The organism is Bacillus sp. FSL K6-0255 (assembly GCF_045040725.1).
GTDB lineage: Bacteria > Bacillota > Bacilli > Bacillales > Bacillaceae > Bacillus > Bacillus subtilis.
The window spans coordinates 1,661,463-1,684,789 of record NZ_CP150278.1 but is presented as its reverse complement, the minus strand read 5'-3'; the positions used below and the strand labels follow the sequence as shown (position 1 = coordinate 1,684,789).

At 41.4% G+C, this 23,327-nt stretch carries 28 protein-coding genes; all 28 read right to left on the bottom strand.

Going from position 1 to position 23,327, the window contains the following annotated elements; genetic code table 11:
• Window position 1 precedes the first annotated feature (1 nt).
• A complete protein-coding gene (gene pyrH, locus MHB62_RS08795) occupies window positions 2–724 on the bottom strand; it encodes a UMP kinase (protein ID WP_003220923.1) in 723 nt (240 codons plus the stop codon).
• Between the two features lie 145 nt (window positions 725–869).
• Window positions 870–1,751 (bottom strand): translation elongation factor Ts, encoded by an 882-nt coding sequence (tsf, locus tag MHB62_RS08790; protein WP_003231929.1) that lies wholly within the window; start codon window positions 1,749–1,751, stop codon window positions 870–872.
• Between the two features lie 101 nt (window positions 1,752–1,852).
• Window positions 1,853–2,593, bottom strand: coding sequence for a 30S ribosomal protein S2 (gene rpsB, locus MHB62_RS08785; protein ID WP_003220918.1), 741 nt, complete (start codon window positions 2,591–2,593; stop codon window positions 1,853–1,855).
• 143 nt (window positions 2,594–2,736) lie between these two features.
• Entirely contained in the window at window positions 2,737–3,240 is a 504-nt protein-coding gene (gene swrB, locus MHB62_RS08780; RefSeq protein WP_009967248.1) for a swarming motility protein SwrB, read from the bottom strand.
• Window positions 3,241–3,268: 28 nt separating this feature from the next.
• Window positions 3,269–4,033, bottom strand: coding sequence for an RNA polymerase sigma-28 factor SigD (sigD, locus tag MHB62_RS08775; protein WP_003220911.1), 765 nt, complete (start codon window positions 4,031–4,033; stop codon window positions 3,269–3,271).
• A 22-nt stretch (window positions 4,034–4,055) separates the two neighbouring features.
• Window positions 4,056–4,556, bottom strand: coding sequence for a chemoreceptor glutamine deamidase CheD (gene cheD, locus MHB62_RS08770; protein ID WP_003244852.1), 501 nt, complete (start codon window positions 4,554–4,556; stop codon window positions 4,056–4,058).
• Window positions 4,553–5,182 (bottom strand): CheY-P phosphatase CheC, encoded by a 630-nt coding sequence (gene cheC, locus MHB62_RS08765; protein ID WP_003231935.1) that lies wholly within the window; start codon window positions 5,180–5,182, stop codon window positions 4,553–4,555. Before cheC ends, cheD begins: the two co-directional genes overlap by 4 nt.
• Window positions 5,183–5,200: 18 nt before the next feature.
• A complete protein-coding gene (gene cheW / locus MHB62_RS08760) occupies window positions 5,201–5,671 on the bottom strand; it encodes a chemotaxis protein CheW (RefSeq protein ID WP_003231938.1) in 471 nt (156 codons plus the stop codon).
• Window positions 5,672–5,692: 21 nt separating this feature from the next.
• Complete coding sequence (cheA, locus tag MHB62_RS08755; RefSeq protein ID WP_014476817.1) at window positions 5,693–7,711, bottom strand: chemotaxis protein CheA; 2,019 nt, start codon at window positions 7,709–7,711, stop codon at window positions 5,693–5,695.
• A gap of 5 nt (window positions 7,712–7,716) precedes the next feature.
• Window positions 7,717–8,790 carry a protein-glutamate O-methylesterase CheB gene (gene cheB / locus MHB62_RS08750; protein WP_032721561.1) on the bottom strand — a complete coding sequence of 358 codons (1,074 nt, stop codon included), beginning with the start codon at window positions 8,788–8,790 and terminating at the stop codon, window positions 7,717–7,719.
• Window position 8,791: 1 nt separating this feature from the next.
• Complete coding sequence (gene flhG / locus MHB62_RS08745; protein ID WP_010886507.1) at window positions 8,792–9,688, bottom strand: flagellum location/number ATPase FlhG; 897 nt, start codon at window positions 9,686–9,688, stop codon at window positions 8,792–8,794.
• A complete protein-coding gene (gene flhF, locus MHB62_RS08740) occupies window positions 9,679–10,779 on the bottom strand; it encodes a flagellar biosynthesis protein FlhF (protein WP_029317798.1) in 1,101 nt (366 codons plus the stop codon). The genes flhG and flhF overlap by 10 nt, the downstream gene beginning before the upstream one ends.
• Complete coding sequence (flhA, locus tag MHB62_RS08735; RefSeq protein ID WP_003231947.1) at window positions 10,779–12,812, bottom strand: flagellar biosynthesis protein FlhA; 2,034 nt, start codon at window positions 12,810–12,812, stop codon at window positions 10,779–10,781. The genes flhF and flhA overlap by 1 nt, the downstream gene beginning before the upstream one ends.
• 32 nt (window positions 12,813–12,844) lie before the next feature.
• Window positions 12,845–13,927: a flagellar biosynthesis protein FlhB gene (gene flhB / locus MHB62_RS08730; RefSeq protein WP_014479790.1), complete on the bottom strand. Its 1,083-nt coding sequence runs from the start codon at window positions 13,925–13,927 to the stop codon at window positions 12,845–12,847.
• Complete coding sequence (gene fliR, locus MHB62_RS08725; RefSeq protein ID WP_003245510.1) at window positions 13,927–14,706, bottom strand: flagellar biosynthetic protein FliR; 780 nt, start codon at window positions 14,704–14,706, stop codon at window positions 13,927–13,929. The genes flhB and fliR overlap by 1 nt, the downstream gene beginning before the upstream one ends.
• Window positions 14,707–14,713: 7 nt before the next feature.
• Window positions 14,714–14,983: a flagellar biosynthesis protein FliQ gene (gene fliQ / locus MHB62_RS08720; RefSeq protein WP_003220888.1), complete on the bottom strand. Its 270-nt coding sequence runs from the start codon at window positions 14,981–14,983 to the stop codon at window positions 14,714–14,716.
• A 14-nt stretch (window positions 14,984–14,997) separates the two neighbouring features.
• A complete protein-coding gene (gene fliP / locus MHB62_RS08715; RefSeq protein ID WP_003245692.1) occupies window positions 14,998–15,663 on the bottom strand; it encodes a flagellar type III secretion system pore protein FliP in 666 nt (221 codons plus the stop codon).
• Entirely contained in the window at window positions 15,656–16,315 is a 660-nt protein-coding gene (gene fliZ / locus MHB62_RS08710) for a flagella biosynthesis regulatory protein FliZ (protein WP_014479789.1), read from the bottom strand. The genes fliP and fliZ overlap by 8 nt, the downstream gene beginning before the upstream one ends.
• A 14-nt stretch (window positions 16,316–16,329) precedes the next feature.
• Window positions 16,330–16,692, bottom strand: a complete 363-nt coding sequence (cheY, locus tag MHB62_RS08705) for a chemotaxis protein CheY (protein WP_014476812.1) — start codon at window positions 16,690–16,692, stop codon at window positions 16,330–16,332.
• Window positions 16,693–16,717: 25 nt separating this feature from the next.
• Window positions 16,718–17,851: a flagellar motor switch phosphatase FliY gene (gene fliY, locus MHB62_RS08700; RefSeq protein ID WP_032721557.1), complete on the bottom strand. Its 1,134-nt coding sequence runs from the start codon at window positions 17,849–17,851 to the stop codon at window positions 16,718–16,720.
• Entirely contained in the window at window positions 17,841–18,839 is a 999-nt protein-coding gene (gene fliM, locus MHB62_RS08695) for a flagellar motor switch protein FliM (protein ID WP_003220879.1), read from the bottom strand. The genes fliY and fliM overlap by 11 nt, the downstream gene beginning before the upstream one ends.
• A 33-nt stretch (window positions 18,840–18,872) precedes the next feature.
• A complete protein-coding gene (gene fliL, locus MHB62_RS08690) occupies window positions 18,873–19,295 on the bottom strand; it encodes a flagellar basal body-associated protein FliL (protein ID WP_003231964.1) in 423 nt (140 codons plus the stop codon).
• A complete protein-coding gene (gene swrD, locus MHB62_RS08685) occupies window positions 19,292–19,507 on the bottom strand; it encodes a swarming motility protein SwrD (protein WP_003231966.1) in 216 nt (71 codons plus the stop codon). Before swrD ends, fliL begins: the two co-directional genes overlap by 4 nt.
• Before the next feature lie 39 nt (window positions 19,508–19,546).
• Window positions 19,547–20,341: a flagellar basal body rod protein FlgG gene (gene flgG, locus MHB62_RS08680; RefSeq protein WP_003231968.1), complete on the bottom strand. Its 795-nt coding sequence runs from the start codon at window positions 20,339–20,341 to the stop codon at window positions 19,547–19,549.
• Between the two features lie 21 nt (window positions 20,342–20,362).
• A complete protein-coding gene (flgD, locus tag MHB62_RS08675; RefSeq protein WP_003231970.1) occupies window positions 20,363–20,785 on the bottom strand; it encodes a flagellar hook assembly protein FlgD in 423 nt (140 codons plus the stop codon).
• Window positions 20,782–22,245, bottom strand: a complete 1,464-nt coding sequence (locus MHB62_RS08670) for a flagellar hook-length control protein FliK (RefSeq protein ID WP_089172545.1) — start codon at window positions 22,243–22,245, stop codon at window positions 20,782–20,784. The genes flgD and MHB62_RS08670 overlap by 4 nt, the downstream gene beginning before the upstream one ends.
• Window positions 22,246–22,257: 12 nt before the next feature.
• Window positions 22,258–22,872 (bottom strand): MotE family protein, encoded by a 615-nt coding sequence (locus MHB62_RS08665; protein WP_003231975.1) that lies wholly within the window; start codon window positions 22,870–22,872, stop codon window positions 22,258–22,260.
• An 11-nt stretch (window positions 22,873–22,883) separates the two neighbouring features.
• On the bottom strand, window positions 22,884–23,327 hold the full coding sequence (gene fliJ, locus MHB62_RS08660) for a flagellar export protein FliJ (RefSeq protein WP_003231977.1): 444 nt from the start codon (window positions 23,325–23,327) through the stop codon (window positions 22,884–22,886).

Genomic DNA, 23,327 nt, shown 5'->3' with positions numbered 1-23,327 from the left:
GTTATTTCCCCCTCACGATCGTTCCGATTGATTCACCGATAACGGCACGTTTGATATTTCCTTCTTCCATAATAGAAAAGACGATAAGCGGAATGTCATTGTCCATGCATAAAGAGGAAGCTGTTGAATCCATGACTTCCAGGCCGTCTTTAAGAACGTCAAGATAAGAAAGTGATTCATACTTAACAGCTGATTCATCTTTTCTAGGATCAGCATTATACACACCGTCAACGTTATTTTTAGCCATTAAAATAACGTCTGCCTCAATTTCAGCAGCCCGCAGTGCAGCTGTCGTATCAGTTGAGAAATATGGGTTTCCTGTGCCCGCAGCGAAAATAACGACACGTTTTTTCTCTAAGTGGCGTATCGCTTTTCTTCTTATGTACGGTTCAGCAACTTGTCTCATTTCAATGGATGTTTGCACTCTGGACTGGATTCCGAGTGTTTCCAAGCTGTCTTGAAGAGCAAGCGAATTCATTACTGTCGCCAGCATTCCCATATAGTCAGCAGTCGCGCGGTCCATGCCCAGGTCACTTCCTGTTTTTCCGCGCCATAAGTTGCCGCCGCCTACAACAACAGCCACTTCGACTTCAAGCTCAGCGATTTCCTTCACTTGCTTTGCAATGGATTGAATGACAGTCGGGTTAATTCCATTTCCCTGTTCTCCTGCCAATGCTTCCCCGCTAAGCTTTAATACGATACGTTTGTATTTTGGTTTTTCCATGATAACCTCCAAGTGTAAACATTGCCGTTTTCTATTATGCAAGAGAAAAAAAGGTTTGTAAATATAGTTTTAAAAATAGGGAACACAAAATGTGTCCCCTATACTGCCTGAAAAGACGCGACTTAGCCGCGAAATCTTTTCACCATTATTTTTTCACTTGGTTCATTACTTCTTCAGCAAAGTTTTCTTGACGTTTTTCGATGCCTTCTCCAACTTCATAGCGGACAAAAGTTTGAACAGTAGCGTTTTTCGCTGCAATAACTTGTTTCACTTTTTCATCTGGGTTTTTAACGAACGCTTGGTCTAATAGACAAATTTCTTCGAAGAATTTGTTCAGACGGCCTTCAACCATTTTCGCTACGATGTTTTCAGGTTTGCCTTCTTGGAGGGCTTGCTGAGTTAAGATTTGACGCTCATGATTTGTTTCTTCTTCAGATACTTGATCACGAGAAATGTAACGAGGGTTAACTGCAGCAACGTGCATTGCGATATCTTTCGCAGTTTCTTCATCAGTTGTACCGTTGAGAACAGTTAATACACCGATGCGGCCGCCCATGTGAAGGTACGCACCGAATGCAGAGCTGTCGTCTTTTGTAAGAACTGTAAAGCGGCGAAGAGTGATTTTCTCACCGATTTTAGCAACTGCGCTTGTGATGTACTCTTCAACAGTTGAGCCATTTTCCATTTTTTGGCCCATTGCTTCTTCAACATCAGCTGGCGTGTTTGCAAGAAGGTGGTCAGCTAAAGTGTTAAGAAGCTCTTTAAAACCTTCGTTTTTCGCAACGAAATCAGTTTCAGAGTTTACTTCTAGGATAACGCCTTTGTTGCCGTCAGTTTTAATAAGAGTAGAACCTTCTGCTGCGATACGGTCAGCTTTTTTCGCTGCTTTTGCAATTCCTTTTTCTCTTAAAAGGTCAATTGCTTTGTCCATATCTCCGTCAGTTTCAGTTAACGCTTTTTTACAATCCATCATGCCCGCGCCAGTTTTTTCACGCAGTTCTTTTACTTGCTGTGCAGTAATTGCCATTTGTATTCCTCCTTATATGTTTAAACAAGAGTATGTATATTACACATTTTTCTTGAAAAAAGGTGATAAAAGGCAGTCCCTCTTATCACCTTTTGAATAGGTTACGCAGTTGTTGTTTCTGTTTCTGGTGCAGTTTCTTCAGCAACTTCCGCTTCTTCTTCGCCTTGCTTCGCTTCTAAGATTGCATCTGCCATTTTAGAAGTTAGAAGTTTAACAGCGCGGATAGCGTCATCGTTCGCTGGGATAACAACATCGATTTCATCTGGATCACAGTTAGTATCTACGATACCGATGATAGGGATGTTTAATTTGCGAGCTTCCGCAACAGCGATGCGCTCTTTGCGAGGATCGATGATGAATAATGCATCAGGAAGATCCTTCATATCTTTAATTCCGCCTAGGAATTTTTCAAGACGCTCTAATTCTTTTTTCAATTGAACGACTTCTTTTTTAGGAAGTACATCAAACGTACCGTTTTCTTGCATTTTTTCAATGTCTTTAAGACGTTTAATACGTTTTTGGATTGTTTCGAAGTTTGTTAATGTACCGCCCAACCAGCGTTGGTTGACATAGTACATGCCAGAGCGTTGAGCTTCTTCTTTAACAGAATCTTGAGCTTGTTTTTTTGTTCCGACGAAAAGGATTTTTCCGCCTTCAGCAGCAAGATTTTTAGTGAAGTTGTAAGCTTCCTCTACTTTTTTGACTGTTTTTTGAAGGTCAATGATGTAGATTCCGTTACGCTCCGTGAAAATGTAACGCTTCATTTTTGGGTTCCAACGGCGTGTTTGGTGACCGAAGTGAACACCAGCTTCAAGCAATTGCTTCATAGAAATGACTGACATGTTATTTCCTCCTAATATAATGGTTTTTTTCCTCCGCTTAGGTCATTTTTGTACAGAACTGCCGCCTGCAGCACCCTCTGCATAAATCGTTAAGCGTGTGTATTTAACACCAAGACATAATATAACACAGCTTTATCCGACAATCAAGAATCCTTTACACCTTTGGAGCGAAATTTTAAAAATAGCTCGATTTCTGTCTTTCCGCTCTTCATTTTCTGGGCAATTTGACTTGCCGAATATCCCTGTTCATATAATTCTATGACCTGGTCTTCAAATGATTGGACCTCACTGTTTACGAGCTCTTCCCGACGGTCAACCTCTGTAATCAGACCTTCAATATGTTCAGGAAGATTCTCTGCCTCTTGGACTGGATCCCGCTCTTGATATGTTTCAGAGGTCTGAAGGCCTGACTTTTGGGATTCTTCATCTGATTGACTTGCAGATGAAGCTTTATTTTCTATCAGTTTCTCATTTTCTTCTTTTAATTCAAGCAGAAATGCCGCCAAGGTGTTTTCCGTCTCTTCAAGTATCTGTTTTTGCTGTTTTTCTGTTTCTTTCACTGCAGCGAGCCTCGTATACAGGATAATGACAGCGTACAGAAGAACGCCGTGGAGCATAAAGCTTAAAAGCCATAATAGTGTTGACATGTTTTTCACTCGCTAACCATGAAATTCATTATTGTATCACTTTTTCCAGCAGATTCTTTAATTTAAATAATGCCTTTGAATGGATCTGAGATATGCGGGACGTAGAAAGATTTAATACTTGTCCGATTTCTGTCAGTGTCAACTCCTCTTTGTAGAACAAACTGACAACCAGCTGTTCTTTTTCAGAGAGTTCGTGAATTTTTTCCGCAAGCTGTGCAATCAGTTCATCCTTCATAATCTTTTCTTCAGGCGGAACATTTTTGTCATCTCTGATCATGACTTGAATGTTTTCCCCGTCATCTTGATCATGGAGCTTTTCATCAATTGACAGCAGATTTGCAAAAAAACCTTCATTCATTGTTGACACGACATCCTGTACCGTCATTCCGAGTTCCTCTGCAATTTCCGCGGGCGATACATTCCGAAGATACCGCTGTTCAAGCTTTTCAATTGCTGCTTCAACCTTTTTTGTTTTTTCGCGCGAGGTTCTGGGCAGCCAATCTTCTTTACGAAGCCCGTCTATGATTGCGCCGCGAATTCTAAACGAGGCGTAGGTATCAAATTTTAAGTCCCGGCTGGGGTCAAATTTTTCAAGGGCATCATATAAACCAAGCATACCAAGGCTCATAAGATCGTCTTTATGCACTGATTTCGGCAGTCCGACAGAAATTCTGCCTACATGATATGTGACAAGCGGCATGTAACGGCGCATTAAGTCGTCACCGGCTTTAGGATCTTTCCACTCTTTCCAGCGCGTCCAAAGCACCTGATCTTCATAATTCAAGGATTGCATTGTTATCCCCCTAATACCTTAATTAAATCGTTTTTTCACCTTGTTTAACAGTTCGAATATGCAGCATGCAGGACTTCGGTTCAAATTCTATCGTCCGGCCGCTTGAGCCGCCCGTATCTTCACTAATAATAGGAATATTAAATAAAGACAGCTGTTCTTTTATCGCTAATACATTTCTCGGTCCGATCTTCATCAAATCATTTGTCGATTTAAATTTAAACATCTCTGATCCGCCGGCCAGCTTTGCTTTTAATGCAAATTTCCGGCATCCCGCTTCTATCAGCATATCAATCGTGGTCTGTACGGCGGTGTCAGCGTACTTAGCCCGGTTGAGCTCGGCAGTTTTCGATAACGTCGAATCCGGAAGCATGACATGAACAAGACCCGCCGTTTGCTTTTCTTTATCATAAAGCACCAGCCCCACACATGAGCCCAAACCAGAGGTCCGGATGGTATCCGGGAAGCGGGCGATCTTCACGTCAGCAATCCCAACCTTTATAACAACAGCCTCAGTTGTACTCATAATGATGCACCTAAGGCGACAAAGAGCTTTTCAAATGAATCATAGTCCGGCAGCATAAACATATGCGCTTTCAGCTCCTGCTGATGGCTTTGGTCAAAAATTGACGTGTCGACAACAATGGCGTGTTCTCCAACCTGACTGAGCTCCATCAGCCCTTCGCTGATCACAGCTCCGAACATGTCCAATGAGACTTCAGGAACACTTGGATAGAGCTGGAGTTTCGTCAAATCCGCCAAAGCTGTTAAATATGACCCCGCTAAAATATTGCCCAGTTCATGCAAAGCGGATGAGCTCATGTGGTCTTCACCTAAGTCCTCTATGTCAAAATCGGGGTTTCCAATCAGCTCTCTGATAAACTGCTCCGCCTGAAAAAAAGGCATTATAAAGAACATTGAACCCGTTAAATCGCCTTCCATTCTTAAAAAGATGCTGGCAACCGGGACATCGGCGCCGCCGAAAAAATCAACAAGCTCATCAAAAGACAGCAGCTTTGCAAATGGGACTTCCATATCTATCTTTCTATTTAACAGCTGGGCCATTGCAGAGGCGGAGTGGCCGGCGCCTATATTGCCGACTTCCCGCAAAATGTCCATCTGCTCTTCTTTGATTCCATTAAAAATACTCATGTCATAACCCCTTTAAGATTAAGCTTGATCGGGCACAGCGGACTGAGATGATTCTTTATCCAAAACCGCGTTCGCATCAATAATATTTAAGAGTCTGTTCTCTTGTTTCACAATCTGTTCGATCGACACATCCGTATCTTTCTGAACGCCTTCTGGAGCAGATTCTATTTCACTTTCGTGTACGGTAATCACATCATTCGCTTCATCCACAATCCAGCCGACTTCAATATCACGATAAGCAATAATGATAATTCGTGTTTCATCTGTAATTTCATACTCTGGCAAATTCAGGCGTTTTCTTAAATCAATAACCGGAGTCACCACCCCGCGTAAATTGATTACCCCGCAAATATATGGTTCGACGCCAGGTACCCTCGTTGGCTTTTGCCATTTTTCAATTGATTTCACCTGAGTGACGGAAATGGCATATTCTTTGCCATTTACCATAAAGACTATCATTTTTTCGCCTGTTTTAATTTCTGCAGTCATGTGAGACACCTCCTCGAATGGTTAAATAATCAGTGCATTACAATCAATAATGAGCGCTACTTCTCCGTCTCCTAAAATAGTAGCTCCGGAAATTGCAAAGACGTTTGTTAAATAATCTCCGAGTGATTTCAGCACAACTTCCTGCTGGCCAATAAAGGAGTCCACCACAAATGCAGTAGGTTTGTCGCCTTTTTTCACGACAATGATATGGAGCTGTTCCGCATCTTTTCTTGTATCTTCTATTTTAAACTCTTCTTTTAAATAAACGACAGGGACAATATGCCCTCTAAAGTCAATCACTTCACGGTCATGCGTTTGCAAAATGTCTTTTCTGTCAATAACTGCTGTCTCAATGATTGAAGAAATCGGAATGGCAAATGTCTCTTCTTCCAACTTAATCAGCAGAACTGAAATAATAGACAAGGTAAGCGGCAGCTGGATGCTGAATAGAGAGCCTTGACCCTCGGCTGATTTCACACTGACTGAACCGCCAAGAGACTCCAGTTTGTTTTTTACAACGTCAAGTCCTACACCGCGGCCGGAAATATCAGAAATTTGGTCAGCAGTTGAGAACCCCGGAGCAAAAATCAATTCGTAAATTTGGTTGTCTTCTAAGGTTTCAGCTTCTTTTTCCGTTATGACCCCGCGCTCAAGCGCTTTTTCCAGAATTTTTTTTCGATTAAGGCCTGCGCCGTCATCCTCTACTTCGATAAAGACATGGTTGCCGCTGTGATAAGCTTTAAGCACAACTTTTCCTGATTCCGGTTTTCCCTTTTGCAAACGTGTTTCCGGCGCCTCGATACCATGGTCAATACTGTTTCTGATCAAGTGAACGAGTGGATCTCCGATTTCATCAATTACTGTACGATCCAGTTCAGTTTCCGCACCGATGATCGAGAGTTCAATTTTTTTATTCAGCTCTTTCTGAAGCTGGCGAATCATTCTCGGGAATCTGTTAAAAACAGTTTCAACCGGGACCATTCTCATATTCAGAATAATCGATTGCAAATCTCCGGAAATTCTCGTCATTCGTTCAACCGTTTCAGTCAGTTCATTATGCTCAAGCTCTTTCGCAATCTGCTCGAGACGCCCGCGGTCAATGACAAGCTCTTCAAATAAGTTCATTAAAGAATCAAGCCTGTCAATGTTGACACGAATTGTTTTAGATCCGCCGGCTGAATGCTTCGCCTGTTCATCGTTTTTAGCAGGCTGTTTTTGTTTCTCCTGCTTCGCAGGTACAGCTGCTGCTGGTGAATCTTCTTGCTTAGATTCTTCAGGCTTTTCAGCTGATGTTAAAGGAGCCCCTTGAATGACTTCAACATGCTCAATTTCCGACACGCCATTGATTAATTGTTCAATGTCTTCCGCTGATTGATGTGTTAAGAAACAAACTTGAAAGTCAGTTCCAAAATCTTCTGTTTCAAGCACTTCAGCACTTGGAATTGTTTTGGCTACTTCTCCGACTTCATTTAGTTTTTCAAACACCATATAGACACGAACTGCTTTTAACATACAGTTTTCGTTCAGAGAAATCTTGATTTCATATCGTTTGAAGCCTTGCTCCTCCGCTTCTTGTATAACTGTGCGTTCAAATTCATCATATTCCCAATCAGATGCTGAACTCTGTGCTTCTGCAGGTTCAGCGGAGGCAGCGGATTCAGCGTGCGCACCATTCACATCAAGCTTGGCACTCACTTCTGAGATATCTCTTTTACCATCCCCGCCATCAATAATAGACTGAACCATTGCTTCCAGGTGATCCAGAGCTTCAAACAAAATATCCAGCCAGTCTGAGGTGACTTCCATGTCTCCGTTTCGGATTGCATCCAGCACGTTTTCAAGCAGATGGGTAAGATGTGCTAAATCCGTGTAGCCCATCGTTGCGCTCATTCCTTTTAATGTATGGGCAGCCCTGAATATATCATGTACGAGCTGAAGATCAGTCGGGTCTTTCTCTAAAAGAAGAAGCTTTTCATTACATGTTTGTAAATGTTCTTTACTCTCATCAATAAAGACATCTAAATACTGATTCATATCCATTTGAATCACACCCTCTCTTTTTTCACACAGCTTGTGATGGATGCTGCGATATCTTCCACATGTTTAATCTCATGAATGAGACCCGCTTTAACAGCAGCTTTTGGCATCCCGTATACGACACAAGATTCTTCAGACTCCGCAATGGCTTTCACATTGCCGGCTGTTAGCATGTCCTTTAGTCCAGCAGTGCCGTCACTGCCCATTCCGGTCATGATAACCGCTACTTTTTCATAATCTGTCAGTTTCCCGACAGAACGGAATAAATAATCAGCAGATGGTTTATGACGGCTTGGTGTGTCATGGTTATCAAGCACAACCTGGAGTCCTTCGCTGTTTTTAATAACGGATATGTTTTTTCCGCCCGGTGCTATGTAAACACAGCCGTTAAGAGCTGCTTCACCATCTTTTGCTTCTTTTACCTGAATGTCAGATAAATGATTCAGCCGATCAGCCAAAGAAGCAGTAAACCCTTCAGGCATGTGCTGAACGACAACCACTGGTGCGTTCAAATCCTTAGGGAGCTTCGGTATCACCTTTTGTAACGCCCGTGGACCGCCTGTTGATGTGCCGATACACACAATTTGTCTGCCCGTGCGAGGTTTCGGTTTGCTTAATTCAGGCTTAACGACAGCACGCACAATAGGTTCGGGCCGAACTGTCTGGGAAACAGGACGTTTCCGCTTGCCGGAAAGTCCTGCCGCGACGACACGCTCAACTAGTTGTTCTTTAATTTTGTATAGATCCAGAGATATTGAGCCTGATGGCTTTGTGATAAAGTCAAAGGCACCGATCTCCAAACAATTAATTGTGCATTCTTTACCTTTCTCGGTCTGGCTAGACACCATAATGACCGGCAAGTTATAAATCTCAATAATTTTGCGGAGCGTATCTGTCCCATTCATGACCGGCATTTCAACATCAAGAGTAATAACATCCGGTTTTAATAATTCAATCTTCTTAAGCGCTTCTTCTCCGTTTCTCGCAGTTCCGATTACTTCTATCTGCTTTTCTTCGGTCAGAAAATCACTTATCATTTTTCTCATAAAAGCTGAATCATCAACTACAAGCACACGAATCAAATTAAGCCCTCCTCATTAAAAAAGAAGATAATTTCTCAATAAATGTCTGTTTGTCTTCTTTGTGTCTCGTTTCTTCTCTTTCAAACAAGGCGTCCGCTAAAATACGGACTGACCGGCTGGCTTTTGCCTGAGGGCTTTTTATGAAAAAAGGAACCTGTTCGACAACCGCTTTGCTCACGATCACATCGTCAGAAACGGAACCGGCAAACTGAACCTGAACATCCAAAAACATATGAATTGTACGGGAGAGGCGGGCAAAAGCGTCAAGCCCTTCCTTTTGGTCACGGCACCGATTGACAGCCACCTTCATTGAAAGCTTATTTTCTGTCAAAACCAAGTGCTTGACAGCGCTGTATGCGTCCATAATGGCCGTCGGCTCGGGAGTTGTAATAATCAAAATATCTTCTGCTGATAAAATAAAAGGCAGTTGATCTTTTGATAAGCCTGCTCCCATGTCAAACAGCACATAATCGAACTGGCTTAATGCATGAGAAAGTTCATTGGCAAAAAACGTCCATTTTCTCTGATCGAGCTGAAACATCACATCAAGACCGGTTCCCCCTGATATATACCGCAAACCCTTTGGGCCAACGGATAATGACTGCAGCAAAGGCTTACGATCGGTTAAAACATCGATTATCGTGGCAGACGATGAATTTCCTATTAATATATCAATGTTCCCCATCCCGATATCAAGGTCGATGAGCAGCACCTTCTTACCTTTATCCTGCAGCGCAAGTGCCATATTTAAGGTAATATTGGATTTTCCGACACCGCCCTTGCCGCTGATGACAGCAAGTGTCTTCGCTTTTTGTGAATAAACCATTGGCAGAACGCGCTCACGTTTTTCCATTTTCGCCCGTAAAGTTGCTGCTTGGTCATATCTGTTCATCTGCACAGCATCCTCACAAAACCAAGTGGAGATACAGTCTGTATATCCTCAGGCACATTCTGGCCGTTAGTCATAAACCCGACACCTATTTTTGATTCTGCCAGTATATTAAATACAGAACCTAAGGAAGTCGTTTCATCTATTTTCGTAAAAATATACTGATTGACAGGGACGGATGAAAACCGTTTGACAATATGCTTCATATCTTCATATTTTGCAGTCGCGGATAAAACAAGAAATGACTGAATGCTGCTCTCAAAAGGAATCGTTTCTTTCAGTTCATCAATGTATTGCGGGTCTTTGAAGTTTCTTCCAGCTGTATCAACAAACACATGATCATACTCAGAAAATAGCTCCTTCGCCTGCTGAAATTCTTCTTTTGTATAGCAAACTTCCAGAGGAGCCTGCAGCAGTTCAGCGTATGTTTTCAACTGTTCAACAGCTGCAATACGATACGTATCTGTTGTAATAAAAGCGATTTTTTTATGTTTTTCAAGCATAGATATGGCTGCGAGTTTAGCCAGTGTAGTTGTTTTACCAGCCCCTGTTGAACCAAAGAGAACGATATATTTTGAATGAATTGACTCCTGCCACTTGTCTGCTGAGGGCAGCATATCGCATAGTATTTCCTGAAGTTTGCCGACAACATTTTCTTCAGTCAAGCCGCCTGCTTCAACAGAGAAGCGAAGCAATTTTTTCAGAGTGTTCGTTTTCGTAGACTCTTTGATCCCTGTTTCTTGCAAAAGCTTTTCTGCTTTTCGCAGCGGCTCAGGAAGTACAGATTGATATGCTGAAAAATCACCTAGCTCCTGTTGCGCCGGAATTTGAGGGGGATATGTTCTCTCCTCTATTTTTGGACTGCTGACCGGAGTTTTTAATGTTTGTTTCGGTTCAGCTGCCTTCTGAGGCGTTTTTTTCTCAAGAAAGTCCTGATCCAATACGGCGATTACTTCAACAGCAGGCTTGTTGACGAGGCCAAACCATTTTCGCTTTTTAATTTTTTTCGAATTTAATATGACCGCTTCATTACCTAACTCTTTTCTGATGAGAAGTGCCGCTTCTTGCATTGAAGCAGCAGTAAATTTTTTTATTTTCATTAAATATCCACCACTCCAATGCTTTGTACCTCAACATTCGCCTCAAGTTCGTTATAAGAGAGTACCGGAAGATCAGGGAAGTACCGTTCCAGAAGCTGCTTCACATACATTCTGACAGGCGGCGAGCAAAGAAGAATCGCGGTTTCCTGACGTAATGAGAGCTGTTCAGCTTCTTTGGCGACAGAGCGCACTATACTTTCTGAAATATCTGGTTCAAGTGATAAATAGTTCCCGTGTTCCGTCTGCTGCACACCGTCTGCTATTGCTTTTTCTACACGGCCGGAACAAGTAACAACCTTCAACACTTCATTTTCTTTGGCAAACTGGGCTGTAATTTGTTTAGCAAGCGCTTGTCTTGTATACTCTGTCAAAAGATCAGAATCTGTTGTTAATTTCCCATAGTCAGCAAGTGTTTCAAAAATCGTTACTAAGTTTCGAATTGAAACTTTTTCTTTTAAAAGCTTAGCAAGCACTTTCTGAATATCACCGACAGACAATGGATTCGGCGTAACCTCTTCAACCAGGACTGGATACGATTCTTTCAAGTGATCGATCAGCTGTTTTGTCTCCTGCCTTCCGATCAATTCGTGGGCATGCTGCTTAATTTTCTCCGTAATATGCGTTGAAACGACTGATGCAGGATCAACTACTGTATAACCAAGCATGTCGGCTTCATCCTTTACCGCTTCGCTAATCCATTTAGCCGGCAGCCCGAATGAAGGCTCCACTGTTTCAATCCCTTCAATGAGATCGTCCTCAGGAGTAGGCGACATCGCTAAATAATGATCAAGCAACAGCTCGCCTTTTGCTACTTCGTTTCCTTTAATTTTCAATCGGTATTCATTAGGCTGCAACGCTATATTATCTCTGATTCGCACGACAGGAATGACAAGCCCGAGTTCCAAAGCCAACTGACGGCGTATCATAACAATTCGGTCTAATAAATCACCGCCTTGATTGGCATCAGCAAGCGGTATCAGGCCATATCCAAACTCAAATTCTATCGGATCTATATGCAGAAGCTGAACAACACTTTCAGGGCTTTTAAGCTCGTCCACCTCAGCCTCTTCCTCAAGAATCTCATCCACTTCTTCTTTTTCCTTACCTGATTTAGATAGTGTATATGCGCCAAAAGCAAGCAATCCCGCAAGCGGCCCCGTCAGAAGGATGCCGATCGGAGTGAAAATACCTAAAAGCATGATCGTAGCTGCTGCGACGTATAAAAGCTTTGGATACGCAAACAGCTGGCCTGTAATGTCATGCCCTAAGTTTCCTTCAGATGCAGCTCTTGTGACCACAATACCCGTAGCCGTAGAAATTAACAGTGCCGGGATTTGCGAGACAATTCCATCCCCTACAGTCAGCATCGTAAAGTGTGAAGCAGCCTCTTGAATGGACATGCCCTGCTGAAGCATTCCGATCACGATTCCGAAAATAATATTGATCATCACAATGATGATTCCGGCAATGGCGTCACCTTTTACAAATTTACTGGCACCGTCCATTGCTCCATAAAAGTCTGCTTCTCTTGCCACTTTTTCGCGGCGATGCTTCGCTTCCTGTTCGGTAATCATCCCTGCGTTTAAATCAGCATCAATACTCATCTGCTTCCCCGGCATTGCGTCCAGCGTAAACCTTGCTGCAACCTCGGAAACACGTTCAGCACCTTTTGTAATGACGATAAACTGAATAATAATAAGGATGATAAATACAACGAGTCCAACTAATACATTTCCGCCGACAACGAAATTTCCGAAAGTCTCGACGACTTTCCCTCCCTCACCGTGTGAAAGAATTGAACGGGTAGTTGAGACGTTCAAGCCCAAACGAAATAGGGTCAAAAGCAGCAACAGTGACGGAAAAATCGAAAACTGAAGCGCTTCCTGCATATTCATTGTGGTGAGAAGCACGATCAACGCAAGAGAAATATTAATAATGATCAAAATACTTAACAGCCATGGAGGAAATGGAATCACCAGCATCGCCACAATGAGGACAACACTTATTAAAACGGATAAATCTCTTGTTGACATGCTGTTTTTTCTCTCCTTTTAAATCGAAAAATTCAATATACTTTTTGTTTTGTTTTATATACGTAAGCCAGAATTTCTGCTAAAACTTTAAAAAATTCTTCCGGCACTGCCTGGTCAATTTCCACTTGATCATATAACGCACGGGCAAGCGGTCTGTTTTCTACCATCATGACATCATGCTCTTTAGCAATTTTCCTGATTTTTAACGCAAGGTGGTCGACGCCTTTTGCAACAATATAAGGTGCGTCCATTTTTTCTTCATCATATTTCAAAGCAATCGCATAGTGAGTCGGGTTTGTGATAATGACATCTGCTTTTGGAACTTCCTGCATCATCCGCCTCATCGCCATTTCCCGCTGTCTTTGTTTAATTTTAGACTTGATAATCGGGTCTCCTTCAGATTTTTTGTACTCATCTTTTATATCTTGTTTTGACATTTTGATATTTTTCTCATAGTCAAATCTCTGATATAAATAGTCGAGACCCGCAAGAATCAACAATGCACCTGCACCGCTTAGTCCCATCCACAAAGTGAGTTTTGAAACAAAAGAAAGTGCCTCTTCGGGTGTCAGGAGAGGAAGCCGGAGAATTTCTCCATAATGCAGCCAAAGCACAGCAAAAGCCGCAAAACCAACGACTACGATTTTCAAAATTGATTTAATCAGCTCCACAATCGCCCTCATACTGTATATTCGTTTAAAGCCTTTGATCGGATCCAGTTTTTCAAGCTTAGGCTGTATCACTTCAGCAGAAAATAAGAACCCAACCTGCATATAGTTGCTTACGACTCCTGCAACAAGAGCAACAAGCAAGATCGGTGCGAGTATTATGCCCATATCCTTTAATAAGCTGACAAACAATGTATGCACATTTGATTCTGAGAGCTTCATTGTGAGCGATTCGGTATAAAATGTTTCTATGAATGACAGCAGCCTGTCTCTCATATACGGACCAATTGCAATAAGCGAAAGGAATATTACCAGTAAAGAAACGGCGGTATTGACATCCGAGCTTTTGGCTACCTGCCCCTTTTTTCGCGTATCCTTCCGTTTTTTCGGAGTGGCTTTTTCTGTCTTCTCTCCCGCAAAAAACTGCAGGTCAACTCTAAGCTTCATTAAGAAACACCGACCAATGCTAAAAGATTCCGCATCGTTTCAATCGTTAAGCTGAAAACATTCCGGACAACGACGAAGATAACGGACATACATACAATGAGCATGATGAAACTGACAGCGATCTTTAAAGGCAGACCGACCACAAATACATTTAACTGCGGAACAGTTCGAGCCACGATACCTAATGCTAAATCAACTAGAAACAAGCTGGCCACAACCGGCGCTGACATTTGAAAAGCGATAATAAACATTGCATTAAAGCTTTTCGCAATAAAATAGGCAAACTTTTCATCGCCGAAATTCGGAAATGCCTGATCAACTGAAATATACTGAAAGCTGTAGTAAATACCATCCAGCAACAAATGGTGGGCATTGACACTCAGCATAAACAAAAGTGCCATCGTATAGATAAACTGGCCAATCAACGGACTTTGTGCACCGGTTTGCGGATCAATAACGTTTGCTATTGAAAATCCCATTTGAAAATCAATAAACGAGCCGGCAATCTGCACTGCGGCAATCATCATATAAGCAATTAAACCCAGACATAGGCCGACCAAAGCTTCTTTAAACGCCAAAAGCATATAGTGCTCATCTATCTCCAAAGAGGGCGGTTTATCAATGGTGCTGAAACAAATGACCGCAAGAAAAAAAGCAAAACCTATGCGATGAACAGCTGGCACATTTCGATGTCCAAATAGCGGAATCGTTACAAAAAAAGCAGAGATTCTAATAAAAACCAATAAAAAAGCAGGAAATAAGTCAATAATTGAATTCATCTCTACATTACCCTGCAAAACGATTTAAATTAGAAAACAGCTCTGTTGTAAATGAAAGAATCGTCGACAGCATCCACGGACCAAAAAAAATGAGAGCCAGGAGAACCGCCACGATTTTCGGAATAAACGCCAAAGTCTGTTCCTGGATTTGAGTTGTCGCCTGAAATATGCTGACAATTAAACCGACCAGTAAAGCAATAGCCAATAATGGCCCGCTGATCATCAGCGTTACGTATACGGCTTTTTCCGCCATAGAAATTACAAATTCTGAACTCACGTTTAGCACCTACCCTAAAAGCTCTGAAGCAAAGATTTCACAATTAAATACCAGCCGTCTACCAAAACAAAAAGTAATATTTTAAAGGGCAGAGAAATCATAACTGGAGGCAGCATCATCATTCCCATTGACATCAAGACGCTCGCCACTACCATATCTATAATTAAAAAAGGGATAAAAATCATAAAACCTATTTGAAATGCTGTTTTAAGCTCCGATATGGCAAAAGCCGGAACCATTGTTGTTAACGGAATATCCTTTAATGATTCAGGTTTATCCATTTTCGCGTAATTCATAAACAGCGCCAGATCCTTCTGCCTTGTGTGTTTACTCATAAATTCTTTAATCGGTTCCTCAGCTTTCGTATACGCTTCATCCAAGCTGATTTTGTTGTCCATTAATGGGGTCAGCGCTTCTTTATTAATTTCTGAAAAAGTAGGAGCCATAATAAAAAATGTTAAAAACAGCGCAAGCCCGATTAGAACCTGGTTTGGGGGCATAGATTGCGTCGCAAGTGAAGTTCTGACAAATGACAGAACAATGACGATGCGAGTAAAACAAGTCATAAGAATCAATATTCCAGGCGCCACTGAAAATACAGTTAACAATAATAGTAATTTAACAGTCGAACTTACGTTTTCCGGATCGCTTGAACTGAAAATATTTATAAACTCATTCATGATGACGTGGGCCTTTCTTCTTTCCTTCAGAACGGTTTTGTTTTAACTCTTCAAGTTGCTCTTTTAATGCTTTTGAAAATGAAGGCAGTTTTTGCTGCGGCTGATGTTCAGAACTCTTAAGCGGCTTCACAAACTTTTGCCACTCTATTTTGCTTGACATTGCCTCTTCATGCTGACTGAGAATGACTTCAATCTCTTTTTCATCCTCAATTTCTTTCAGCAGCTGGATCGTCTCTCCTACACCGACGACGAGCACACTTTTCCCGACCTTGATCAATTGTATGGATCTGTTCTGGCCGACCGATGTGCCGCCAATATTTTCAACATATTGAAAAGGCTTTAAGAGCCGATTTCTTTTGTTCATGAGCTTAACCAGCCCGTAAATCAGCGCGATAACAAACAGTAAAGCGAAAATCATCTTTACAAAATCAAAAGCTGAGACAGAAGGAGCAGCCGCTCCCTCCGTCTCATCAGCAGTTTTTGTTGTTTTTTCTTTCTTTTGCTCTGATTGATCTGCAGTTTTTTCATCTTTCTTTTGAAACCATTCGTTTACAGTTGAATTATCAGAGTCTGCCGCGGCAGCAGCAATCGGATGTACACTGAATAAAACGAAAAAACAAATAAAAACAATAAAATATTGACTCTTTTTCAACAGTCGTACACCCTTTAACTTAATGTTTTGTTGATTGCTTCAAGCACACGGTCAGCCTGGAAAGGTTTCACAATGAAATCCTTAGCGCCGGCCTGAATGGCATCAATAACCATTGATTGCTGTCCCATAGCAGAACACATGATGATTCTTGCCTGCGCATCAATTTGTTTAATTTCTTTTAATGCTGTAATACCATCCATTTCTGGCATCGTGATATCCATAGTAACAAGGTCAGGTGAATGCTCTTTATATTTCTCTACCGCTTGTGCTCCATTTTCAGCTTCCGCCACAACTTCAAAACCATTTTTAACTAAAATATCTTTAATCATCATTCGCATAAATGCTGCGTCATCTACAATTAAAATTCTATGTGCCATAATCTATCTCTCTCCTTGTGTTTCGTTATTTTAAATTATTAATGCGCTCTGCCTGGCTTAAAATGTCAGTGACTCTTACTCCGAAGTTTTCTTCAATGACAACGACCTCGCCTTTGGCAACGATACGCTGATTAACTAAAATATCTACAGGCTCACCGGCTAATTTATCAAGCTCGATAATACTTCCGGCAGAAAGCTCTAAAATCTCTTTTACGCTTCTCTTCGTTCTGCCAAGCTCAACAGTAATCGAAAGCGGGATATCCAAAAGCATATCCAGATTATGAATAGGGGCTTGTACAGCTTCGTTTGGATCAAACGCGGAAAATTCCACCGGTGAAACCTGAACTGGCGCTGCTTTTTTTGCTGTTCCCTGCCTTTTTGGCTGCTGCTGTTGCTTCGGTTCAATACGCGGCTCTGGCGTCACAGGCTCTTTCGGCTGTTCGTATGTAACTTCAGGCTGCACCGTTTCTTCTTCCTCTGCACTTTCTGAGTTCATAAGGCTTGAAATTAAATCTTTCGCAAATGTCAATGGGTAAAGTTGCATAATGCTGGAGTCTATTAATTCTCCCACCTTTAAGTTGAAAGAAACTTTCACCAGCATTTCATCATCAGGAATACGGTCTGTACCCTTTTCTTCAGTAACATCCAGCAATTCAACCCGAGGAGGTGAAATATCAATTTTTTTACTGAATACAGTAGACATTGATGTGGCAGCCGATCCCATCATTTGGTTCATTGCTTCTTGAACCGCACTTAAATGGATTTCATCCAGTGAAGGGTCCGCACCTTTTCCGTCTCCCCCGATCATTAAGTCCGCAATGATCGCCGCGTCACTTTGTTCCACGACTAACAGGTTGCTTCCGCTGAAGCCCTCCGTATAATTCACTTCAATCGCTACATACGGTTCAGGAAACGCATCGCTGATTTTACTTCTTGGAATGACCGTTACGCTTGGAGTCGTAATATCGACCTTTTGATTTAAAAGCGTTGACAGTGCTGTCGCAGAACTGCCGAATGAAATATTACCGATTTCACCGATCGCATCACGCTCCATTTCCGATAAGTCATCTACTTCCGGAATCTCTGGCTCATCAAGCGTGCTGCCAGTACCGTTAAGAAGCGCGTCAATCTCATCTTGAGATAATCTATTATTCTCCATCTTGTTCACCTCTTATGTCGTGATCTAAAATTTGCACTGCCTGTTTTCGATTCACCCGGCCGGCTTGTCCTAAAAATTTCGGCTTATCTCCGACCAATACAGTAAGAGGATCCGTGACTGATTTGTCCAAAGTTATGCAGTCTCCGACTTCTAAACTTAAAAACTCTTCTATCGTCAGTTCAGATGTGCCGAGCTCGGCCACGACAGGTATTTGTGCTGTCATGATACGTTTTTCAAGCGACTTTGTTTCCTCAGGCTTTGGCTCATTTCGGTCTGATTGCATCCAATAGTGGACTGAAAGCTTCGGTATGAGCGGCTCGAGTACAATATGCGGGATACAGAGATTAATGACACCGCTGATTTCACCAATTTGAGTATTGAGCGAGATCACCACGACTGTTTCATTAGGAGATACCATCTGAACAAATTGCGGATTCACTTCAAACTCAGTCATTTCCGGTTCAATATCAGCAATTGACTGCCAAGCTTCTTTATAATTACCCAGTGCATTTTCAAATAAATTAGAAATGATTTTTGTTTCAATTTCTGTCAAACTGTCAACCTTGTTATGACTGATTCCAATCCCGCCCATGACTCGATCCATCATCGTATAAGCTATCGTGGGGTTGACCTCCATCATAATTCTTCCTTCCATCGGATGAACATCAAATAGATTCAGAATCGTCATGTTTGGAATCGATCTGATAAATTCCTCATACGGAACCTGATCAACAGAACTGACAGATATGTGAATATAGGTTCTGAGCTGAGCAGAAAAATGAGTGGTAAGAAGTCTTGCAAAATTGTCATGAATTCTCGTTAAACTGCGGATCTGATCCTTAGAAAACCGCAGCGCACGTTTGAAATCATAAACCTTGACTTTCTTCTCTTTTTCTTCTTTTTTCAGCTCTTCAGCGTCCATTTCACCAGTTGATATTGCAGAGAGCAGTGCATCTATTTCATTTTGGGAGAGAACTTCTCCTGACATTTTCCTCACCTCCGTATTCTGTCAAATTATGCTTTATTGCAGATTAAAGGAGGTAATATACACTTTTTCTACTTTTCCTTCTTGGAGGTAGCTATTTATTTTATCTTTTAGTTCCTTCTTAAAGGTTTCTTTTCCCTTGTCTCCCTCAATCTGATCAGCATTCGTATCAGCCAGCAGTGATATAACAGCGTCTTTCACTTGGAAATCACGTTTCTCAAGTTCTTCTTTTGATTTATCAGAATCAGTTTCAAGTTTAATAGCAAGACGGATAATGTTATCAGACTTTAAATTTGTTGTGATCTCTTCTACATCAACAGAAGACGCAACGATTTCATCAATACTTTTTTTCGCTTCACTTTTTTCGGACTTTCCGCCTAAAACAAAATAAGCCGCCGCCCCGAGAGCACCAATTACGATAAGAATAATTAGTAATATGATCATTAACTTTTTCTTCATTCCGGTTCCTCTATTCCTTGATCCATTGCAAATATTTGTATTTTTCGGTAGAAAGCTGCGATCTTTTCCAGAACAGCTTCTTCATCTTCTTTTACTACAAACTTCTTACCATTTGACAGAGTAATTGTAGTATCCGGAAAACATTCAATCTGTTCAATAAATAGCGCATTCAGTGTAAAGGGCTGCCCGTTCAAACGGGTTACTTTAATCATAAAACAGCGGAGAAGCGATTACTCGCCTCCCCTCCCTCCTTAACGTTTAAGGTTAACCAGTTCTTGAAGGATTTCATCAGATGTTGTAATAATTTTTGAGTTTGATTGGAATCCGCGCTGGGCTACGATCATTTCAGTAAATTCGTCAGTTAAATCGACGTTAGACATTTCGAGAAATCCTGATTTAAGAGCACCAGTTCCGCCGTCACCAGGCTGGTTCGCTGCACTGGCCGTTCCAGAGTTTAAAGATTCACGGTATAGGTTGCTTCCGATTTTATCCAATCCATCACTGTTGGCAAAAGTAACAATCCCGATTTGTCCCCCGTCTTGTGTTTTCCCCTCAGCATCAACAATTGACACCTTTCCATCAGAACCAATGCTAAAGCTTTGAGCATCAGTAGGAATTTTAATTGTTCCGCCATTCATATTTAGTACATGGTAGCCATCACCTGTAACCAGTGTTCCAGTATTATCTAAATAGAAGTTCCCTGCTCTTGTATAAGCTGTCCCGTCACCTGTATCAATTCGGAAGTAACCGTCGCCGTCAATTGCTAAATCAAGTGTTCTTCCTGTGCTTTGTGTCGCGCTTGTTGAATGAATTGTATCAATTGTGCCAGATGATGAACCTAAACCGATTTGCTTAGAGTTTGTTCCGCCGATTGTTGCACCAGCAGCAGAACCGCCGGCAATGGTTTGGCTTACCATATCTTTAAAGGTCACACGGCTCTTTTTGAATCCTACTGTATTTACGTTGGCAATGTTGTTACCGATTACGTCAAGCTTTGTTTGAAAGTTCTTCATACCGCTGATTCCAGAATAAAGTGAACGTAACATAATATATTCCCCCAGATGTTTTTATTTAGATGATTGTCCCACAGACATGACATTCGCAGGACTGATCTCGGTCCCATCATCAAGAACGAGATAATAATTTCCTTTAAAATGTTTAACAGAGCTTACTGTGCCTGTTTTATCTGTTGCACTTTTACCATCAGTCCAAGATACTTCTTTTCCCATCCAATCAACATACGTTGTAAACGGATCTTGGTTTTCAACGAATTGAGTCATTGTCGTATTCAGATTCATCATTTGCTCCAAGCTTGAAAAAGTCGCCATCTGGCTGATAAATTCTTTATCGTCAATCGGGTTAAGCGGATCTTGGTTTTGAACTTGAGTCATTAATATTTTTAAAAACTCGTCTTTCCCCAAGCTGCTGTTGTTCGTCGACACAGTGTTCGTTTTTTCAGGCAGTTTATATTCTGAACTTATAGAAGTCATTCTTCTTCCTCCATTTCAACCATCGACACTTCATCGAGCAGATCGCCAAAATCATTTGATTGCTTTTTCTGTCTTTGCTGTCTCTGCCCCTCTTGCTGCTGTTTCTGTTCATCAGCAAGCTGGCCGTATATCGGCTGATCCCCGCTTTGGACCGGAAGAGTAAAACGGTCAATTTGGACGGCCATATTCGGCAATGATTGCTTCAGCTGAGGAAGATGCTGTTCAAGCAATTCTTTTGCTGATTGGCTAGATGCTATGATTTTACTCTGAAACATTCCATTTTCATTTGTCAGCTTGATTGTGACAAATCCTAAATGTTCAGGGTTCAGCCGAATAGTGAAACTTCCCGTCGATCTGCCGAAAGGCGTATATTTCATCTGCTTCCACGCATTAATCACTTGATCAGCCACCGTTTTTGTTTCGGCATTTGGTATATCAGATGACATCTGCTGCAGATCAAGTGTTTGAACTCCTCCTATGCTCCGATGCCCCGAAAACAGCATTTGGAGTCCTGATTTACTATCTACAGGCTGAATACTTCCAGAAACATCCGGTGCATTTTTGCTGGTTGAACTCTGCGAAAGCGGTGTGAGAACACGCTTCCCAAAGTCTTGTGATGATTCGGATGATTTCGATAACAAGAAGGCTTTCAGCTGGCTTTCAGCTAGACTCCATTCTTTGGTCCCTTTTTGAGGAAGCATAGACATTTGGTCCATTAAGCTTTGAAAACTTTTCAGCTCTGACGCTGTCATGGAGTAAAGTTTTGAACTTGACTCAGCTTTAGTGAATATTTGCTGTTTAAGATCCTGAATGAGTTGTTGAGATACACCCTTTTTTTCTAATGCAGATAGGAATTGATCTCCATTTTGGTAAATGGCATGAGCTTCATTGCCATTCCCGCGATCAGTCAGCTTATTCCCTTCTACGAGCTGGCTAATGAACATCTGGATATAGATAAGCTCTTTAGCAGGCTCGGATACTTCATTTTCCTTATTTGATTGCTCTGTATCAGACTTCAGTGCTCCATTAATGTCAGAAGCAGAATCATTGGCACTCAGAGCCGTTTTAGCTTTTGAAAAGATTTTCTCCGTTTCTGTGAGCAATTGATCCGTCCCGCCTGACATTTTTGATTCAACTGCTTGCAAAAGATTTTGCAACATTTGCAGAGCATTCGCATCCAATTGCTTCCCTGTCAGTTTGCTTAATGTTTGCAAAAGATCCGCATTTTGTTTGTCTTGATCTTCAGGACTAGCATTTAGCCATTCACCGATCTTTTTAAGCGCATCTGCTAAAAGCTGATCTTCAGAATTAGGAGTTCCCTTTCCTTGTTCTGAAAGTTCCTTCAATCCAGCCTCAGACATAAGCCAGTTTTGAAAAACTCCCTGGCTACTTTTCATGTTTTTAGCGGCAGAACCCGTTGTGGTTTGCAGCAAAGGTCCGGCTAATTCAAGCAGCTTCACCTTTCATTCCCCCTATTCTTGGCTGGCAGCAATTTTTTCTGTATAGGTTGCTGCTTGCTCAGGAGTCATTTTCGCCAATATGTCAGCAAGCTGCTTTTTGCTTAGGCCATTCAATATTTTCAGTGCTTCTTGCTCCTTTAATTGGGCAATAATTTTAGCAGCCTTTCCGCTGTCCATGCTTTTGTACACACTGATCACTTTGTCATTTTCAGAAGAAGCTTTCGAGTCTGCTGATCCTTCAGTATGATCTTCTGATGACTTTTTTTGATCCTCAGCCGTCTTTTCAAGTGAACGGATCTTTTGATTGAGCCTATCGATTTCTGATTTACTTGTTTCTAAATCTTTATTCAATATACTGATTTCACTTTTTTGATCCTTAATGGTCTTTTCCAGAGCTGCCGTATTACTGCTATCCTTACTTGATGCTGCGCCTTTTTTATTTTCGGTTTCAGGGACCAATTCTTTAAGAACCGGCGTTTTTGCCGCAGCATCCTGTATCGGCTTTAAGACATTGATACCAGCAGCCCAAAGAACAATCCCCCCTGCGATTAATAGAAACATCAGCGGGAGGATAATGATAAGCAAAACCGAACGGAACTTACCTGATTCTTTCTTTTTGCCGGACATTACATTCGCTCCTAATGGCCTTGAATCATAAACTGCTTAATCGAAATATCGTCCATTTCTTTCATTTCTGCAGCTTTATCTTCAAGAGCAAACATTTTAAACTGTTTTTCACGCATTTTTTCAAACTTTTTCACTTCAATGTTTTTCTCTGTCAAAATTTCTTGTTTTTGATTCATTTGATTTCTTTTCATAATGACAAGCTTTTGATAGTGATAGATCGTATTATCAAGATTTGAGACAAATTGTTGGTAGTGCCTCATTTCTTGTACACTCATGCCGCTTTTTAATTTCTTTTCCTTATTTTGTTCCAGCAATTCCTTTTTGCTCATATTCTCATATAATTTTTCAGCAACGTTTTCAAATTCAGAAACTGATTGCTGATATTCGGATAAGGATTGGTCTTTTTCATTTTCTTTTAGTTCCAGCAGCTTTTGGAATCTAAATTGATAAGCCAC

Coding starts and splice junctions, on each gene's coding strand:
- pyrH (WP_003220923.1), bottom strand. CDS start 724: ATGGAAAAACCAAAATACAAACGTATCGTATTAAAGCTTAGCGGGGAA.
- tsf (WP_003231929.1), bottom strand. CDS start 1,751: ATGGCAATTACTGCACAGCAAGTAAAAGAACTGCGTGAAAAAACTGGC.
- rpsB (WP_003220918.1), bottom strand. CDS start 2,593: ATGTCAGTCATTTCTATGAAGCAATTGCTTGAAGCTGGTGTTCACTTC.
- swrB (WP_009967248.1), bottom strand. CDS start 3,240: ATGTCAACACTATTATGGCTTTTAAGCTTTATGCTCCACGGCGTTCTT.
- sigD (WP_003220911.1), bottom strand. CDS start 4,033: ATGCAATCCTTGAATTATGAAGATCAGGTGCTTTGGACGCGCTGGAAA.
- cheD (WP_003244852.1), bottom strand. CDS start 4,556: ATGAGTACAACTGAGGCTGTTGTTATAAAGGTTGGGATTGCTGACGTG.
- cheC (WP_003231935.1), bottom strand. CDS start 5,182: ATGAGTATTTTTAATGGAATCAAAGAAGAGCAGATGGACATTTTGCGG.
- cheW (WP_003231938.1), bottom strand. CDS start 5,671: ATGACTGCAGAAATTAAAACAGGCGAAAAAATGATAGTCTTTATGGTA.
- cheA (WP_014476817.1), bottom strand. CDS start 7,711: ATGGATATGAATCAGTATTTAGATGTCTTTATTGATGAGAGTAAAGAA.
- flhF (WP_029317798.1), bottom strand. CDS start 10,779: ATGAAAATAAAAAAATTTACTGCTGCTTCAATGCAAGAAGCGGCACTT.
- flhA (WP_003231947.1), bottom strand. CDS start 12,812: ATGTCAACAAGAGATTTATCCGTTTTAATAAGTGTTGTCCTCATTGTG.
- flhB (WP_014479790.1), bottom strand. CDS start 13,927: ATGAAGCTTAGAGTTGACCTGCAGTTTTTTGCGGGAGAGAAGACAGAA.
- fliR (WP_003245510.1), bottom strand. CDS start 14,706: ATGAATTCAATTATTGACTTATTTCCTGCTTTTTTATTGGTTTTTATT.
- fliP (WP_003245692.1), bottom strand. CDS start 15,663: ATGAATGAGTTTATAAATATTTTCAGTTCAAGCGATCCGGAAAACGTA.
- cheY (WP_014476812.1), bottom strand. CDS start 16,692: ATGGCACATAGAATTTTAATTGTAGATGACGCAGCATTTATGCGAATG.
- fliY (WP_032721557.1), bottom strand. CDS start 17,851: ATGGAGAATAATAGATTATCTCAAGATGAGATTGACGCGCTTCTTAAC.
- fliM (WP_003220879.1), bottom strand. CDS start 18,839: ATGTCAGGAGAAGTTCTCTCCCAAAATGAAATAGATGCACTGCTCTCT.
- fliL (WP_003231964.1), bottom strand. CDS start 19,295: ATGAAGAAAAAGTTAATGATCATATTACTAATTATTCTTATCGTAATT.
- swrD (WP_003231966.1), bottom strand. CDS start 19,507: ATGATTAAAGTAACCCGTTTGAACGGGCAGCCCTTTACACTGAATGCG.
- flgG (WP_003231968.1), bottom strand. CDS start 20,341: ATGTTACGTTCACTTTATTCTGGAATCAGCGGTATGAAGAACTTTCAA.
- flgD (WP_003231970.1), bottom strand. CDS start 20,785: ATGACTTCTATAAGTTCAGAATATAAACTGCCTGAAAAAACGAACACT.
- MHB62_RS08665 (WP_003231975.1), bottom strand. CDS start 22,872: ATGTCCGGCAAAAAGAAAGAATCAGGTAAGTTCCGTTCGGTTTTGCTT.